Origin of the sequence: Oryzifoliimicrobium ureilyticum (assembly GCF_037199735.1) — a bacterium.
GTDB lineage: Bacteria > Pseudomonadota > Alphaproteobacteria > Rhizobiales > Rhizobiaceae > Rhizobium > Rhizobium ureilyticus.
Window position 1 is genome coordinate 1 of the sequence record NZ_JBBBVQ010000055.1, and the last position, 3,654, is coordinate 3,654.

Genomic DNA, 3,654 nt, shown 5'->3' on the forward strand with positions numbered 1-3,654 from the left:
ATCGAACCAGCGTTTCGCAGAACCGCCTCCCATTGCCACCATTGCAACCCACCTACCCTTTCAGTTATTGCAGATAGCGGTCTTGTTCGGTATATTGGCGGCTCAGGAGAAATCATCATGGCCAGCCAAATTGTTCATTTCGCCAGACTGTCAGATCGCGACCGAAAAATAGCAACGCCGTTGCCAAAGCTGGTTGCCGGCGACAGGCTGGAACTCCATGTTCGTGATGCAGGCGGCAAGGAGCGGACTCTCCCGATCCCGCCTTCGGCCGCCGCGGCTGTTGAAGCCCTTTTGTCGCACATGCTGCGCGGCGAGGGAGTCGCCGTGCTGGCTGAGGACCAGGAACTGAGCCCGAGCGAAGCTTCAGCCATTCTCAGCATTTCCCGCCCGCTCGTCGTCTTGCGCATGGACCGGGGCGAGCTGCCATTCCGCTACGTCGGCAAACACCGCCGCGCCCTTCTTAAGGACGTGCTCGCGTTGAAGTCGAAGCTTGACAAACGACAAACGGCGATGGAAGCGCTAGCCGAGGACACAGAGGACCTGATCGAGACCTATGGCCTCTAATCCGCCAGTCGCGGTCTACGATGCCTGCGTCCTCTACCCCTTTCACCTGCGCAACATTCTGATCCAGTGCGCCTTCGACGGCCTCGTCGAGGCGCGCTGGACCGACGATATACATGACGAGTGGATGCGCAATCTCGCCGCCAACACACCAGGACTGTCCATCGAACGCCTGGTAGCCACGCGCGACCGGATGAACGCTGTCCTCCCAGAGGCACTCGTAGAAGACCATCGACCGTTCATCGCGGATCTCACGCTACCGGATCCCGACGATCGACATGTCCTCGCGGCAGCCATCGCCGGCAAAGCCACCGTCATCGTTACCTGGAACCTCAAGGACTTTCCCGCAAGAAACCTTCTCGCCCATGATGTGACCAGCAAGTCGCCAGATGATTTTCTTACCGATCTTCATGCGGCGTTTCCGGAAGCGCTAATCTCCAGCGTCAGGAGTGCGAGGCATAATCTACGTAAGACAATCCCATCGGTTGAGGCGTTCGTCGACGCGCTTGAACAAGGCGGGTTGGAGAAGTTTTCAGGGCTGCTCCGCCGAAACATAATCGGATTAAAATGAGCAGGCGCAATCCTTGAAAAAACTGCCGAGGGTGCCCGACGACTTCGTTGGGTTACCGGGTCGCCCTCGCCAGCTTCACGGATTTTTAACTTTCTGCCCCTAATTCCGCACGCCCTCGGCCTGAGGCCCCGAGAAACTGCGGAATGACACATGCCAAACGAAGACCTTTCCAAACTACATTTTCAGAAGAAGATTTCGACCTACTGCGATGTCCGTATTGCACCCGTCGCGCCGGATTGGGTAGTGGACAACCTTCGCCCCTATCTCCTGGCGTTGATCACATTTCGAAAGGCACCCGCTCTCGCAAACAACCGATATGACTGGCGGCAGATCGCGCACGATTGCGGAATCGATGACGCGCTGACGACAACGTTGAAGAAACAACTGAGACCAGCGCTGGATGCGATCATGCGTTGGCTGAAGGAGCCGCCCGTAGAAGACGACGCCCGGCAACGCAGAAGACTGCAAGCAGCCCCGAAATCCGGTGCCACGGGACAGTTTACCCCCTCCCCGACGAACCATCACGAAGTCGAAGAGGTTGAGAGCTCGCCCTCACCTGGCCGCCCCGGCCCCAAGCCGAGACCAGTTTCTGACAAACCAGATCCATTGTTCGAGGCGAACGAAGACCCGAGTTCATTCGCCGATGCACTCGCCTATCAAATGCGCCGCTTTGGCGAGAGTTACTGGCAACTCCACCGGGCGGTCGTGCGGATAGACGAAACCTTTGATGCGAAGACCTTGCTGTCGTGGATTGAGGGCCAGCGTGTGCCTCGCTCGGTGGCAAGCTTTGATATCCTTTGCCGGATCGAGCGCAGATATGGCTTGGAGCGAGGTTACTTCAAAGCGAAACTGCCACATCAGTCCAGATCGCTGTATGGCTACGATCTGGAAGACATTAGCCCGGCGGAGCGGCGCCGGCTTGCCTGGCATCTTCCCGACGACTTCGGCACCCTGCCTTTTTCAAAGCGCGAAGAGATCCTGGAATGGGTCCGGCGCGTCATCATCTCGGGGTCGACGGATTACAGACGTTTCCAGGCGGCAGCGACGAAGCAGCGCTACGCGATCCGGTTCCCTGGAGTCACATATGGCGGGAGCGCACTCACTCCTCGACTAGCGGCTTCTAGCTGGCTGCGAGAAGAGGACGAAAACGGGCCTACGACCGAGGCGCTGGAGGATCCAGATCTGCTCTCCGGTGTCGTTGATGCACCCCCTCGGCTTGCGATGGAGATGGCAGACCTGATCCGCTTCAAGACGTCGACACTGACCGCGATAGGCTACCGCAGGAATGGCGTCTGGAATGAGGAGACAGCCAGCCAGAAGATCGAACATCTCGGCCTGATGTTTGGGGCACTTGCGGCATCCCCAAACGGGGCTGTCAAAGGTCGAGGCGTGCCGCTCAGCCAACTCACCTTCGGCCTCCTGATCTTCCCGGGCGTGTGGGATTGGTATCTGCAGTGGCGCGAGCGCCGTCGCGGCTTCTTTACTAAGTGGGAAGACGACATGCTGATGGTGGCGATGGCGCTCACCCGCGCGGAGGTGGGCTGGATCCGCCAGCACCCCGAACTGTTGCGCAACGTCAAGCCGATCGCCGGACTGATCACCTCAGATGAGATAGCGGCAGCTCACCGGGATTGGCATGGCGCATGCGAAGACTTCCACCGCCATGCCGCCAACCGTTCAAAAGAAATTCAGAGGGTGATGCGGGTGCACCGCGATCCCTTTGAGCCGATCATGTGCGTCCTAGAAGCCGAAAGCCCACTCGCCGAGTATCGCAAAATCACCGAGGAAATTTTGAAGCGGATGCCGGATGAGCACCGCTATCCGAGAGCGGCCGCTGAAGCCGTCCGTGCCTTCCTGATGCTGAGGCTTGGCTTGCACCTCGGTCTTAGGCAAAAAAACCTTCGGCAATTGCTGGTCTGCCCACGCAGACAATTCCCGACGGCAGAACGCCGTCTTGAGGACGTGAAGCGCGGCGAACTGCGTTGGAACGAGCGGGAGCGAGGTTGGGAAGTCTTCATCCCGTCCAACGCTTTCAAGAACTCGGGCTCCTCCTTCTTCGGGCAGAAGCCGTTTCGCCTAGTGCTGCCGGATCTACTTGATCTCTACACTTATCTCAATACCTATATCGAACGGCATCGGAAGGTGCTCTTGGGACGCGCACCCGATCCCGGCACGCTTTTCGTCAAAACTGTCAAAACGACCAGCATCGATGCGGCGTATAATCAGACAACATTCTACGAGGCCTGGCGATTGACGATCCAGCGCTACGGCATCTACAATCCGTATACCGGCCGCGGCGCCATTAAGGGTCTGCTGCCGCATGGCCCCCACAATGTCCGAGACGTACTCGCCACTCACATCTTGAAGCAGACCGGATCCTATGAGCAGGCAAGTTATGCCATCCAGGACACGCCAGACGTCGTGCAGCAGCACTACGGGCGCTTTCTGCCGCAGGACAAAGCAGCACTGGCGGCGCGGATCCTCAATCAGGTGTGGGAGGCCGCATAGTGTGGTGGCTGCCT

3 protein-coding genes are annotated in these 3,654 nt (G+C 58.6%); all 3 read left to right on the forward strand.

Going from position 1 to position 3,654, the window contains the following annotated elements; translation table 11 throughout:
* The first annotated feature begins 117 nt into the window (after window positions 1–117).
* Window positions 118–564 carry a MerR family transcriptional regulator gene (locus VQ830_RS28475; RefSeq protein WP_337271507.1) on the forward strand — a complete coding sequence of 149 codons (447 nt, stop codon included), beginning with the start codon at window positions 118–120 and terminating at the stop codon, window positions 562–564.
* Window positions 554–1,132, forward strand: coding sequence for a PIN domain-containing protein (locus VQ830_RS28480; protein WP_337271508.1), 579 nt, complete (start codon window positions 554–556; stop codon window positions 1,130–1,132). The genes VQ830_RS28475 and VQ830_RS28480 overlap by 11 nt, the downstream gene beginning before the upstream one ends.
* Before the next feature lie 150 nt (window positions 1,133–1,282).
* Entirely contained in the window at window positions 1,283–3,640 is a 2,358-nt protein-coding gene (locus tag VQ830_RS28485) for a hypothetical protein (RefSeq protein WP_337271509.1), read from the forward strand.
* Window positions 3,641–3,654 lie beyond the last annotated feature (14 nt).

What these genes read in the sequence shown, in the direction of transcription:
- VQ830_RS28485 (WP_337271509.1), top strand. Translation starts at nt 1,283, where the DNA reads ATGCCAAACGAAGACCTTTCCAAACTACATTTTCAGAAGAAGATTTCG.
- VQ830_RS28475 (WP_337271507.1), top strand. Translation starts at nt 118, where the DNA reads ATGGCCAGCCAAATTGTTCATTTCGCCAGACTGTCAGATCGCGACCGA.
- VQ830_RS28480 (WP_337271508.1), top strand. Translation starts at nt 554, where the DNA reads ATGGCCTCTAATCCGCCAGTCGCGGTCTACGATGCCTGCGTCCTCTAC.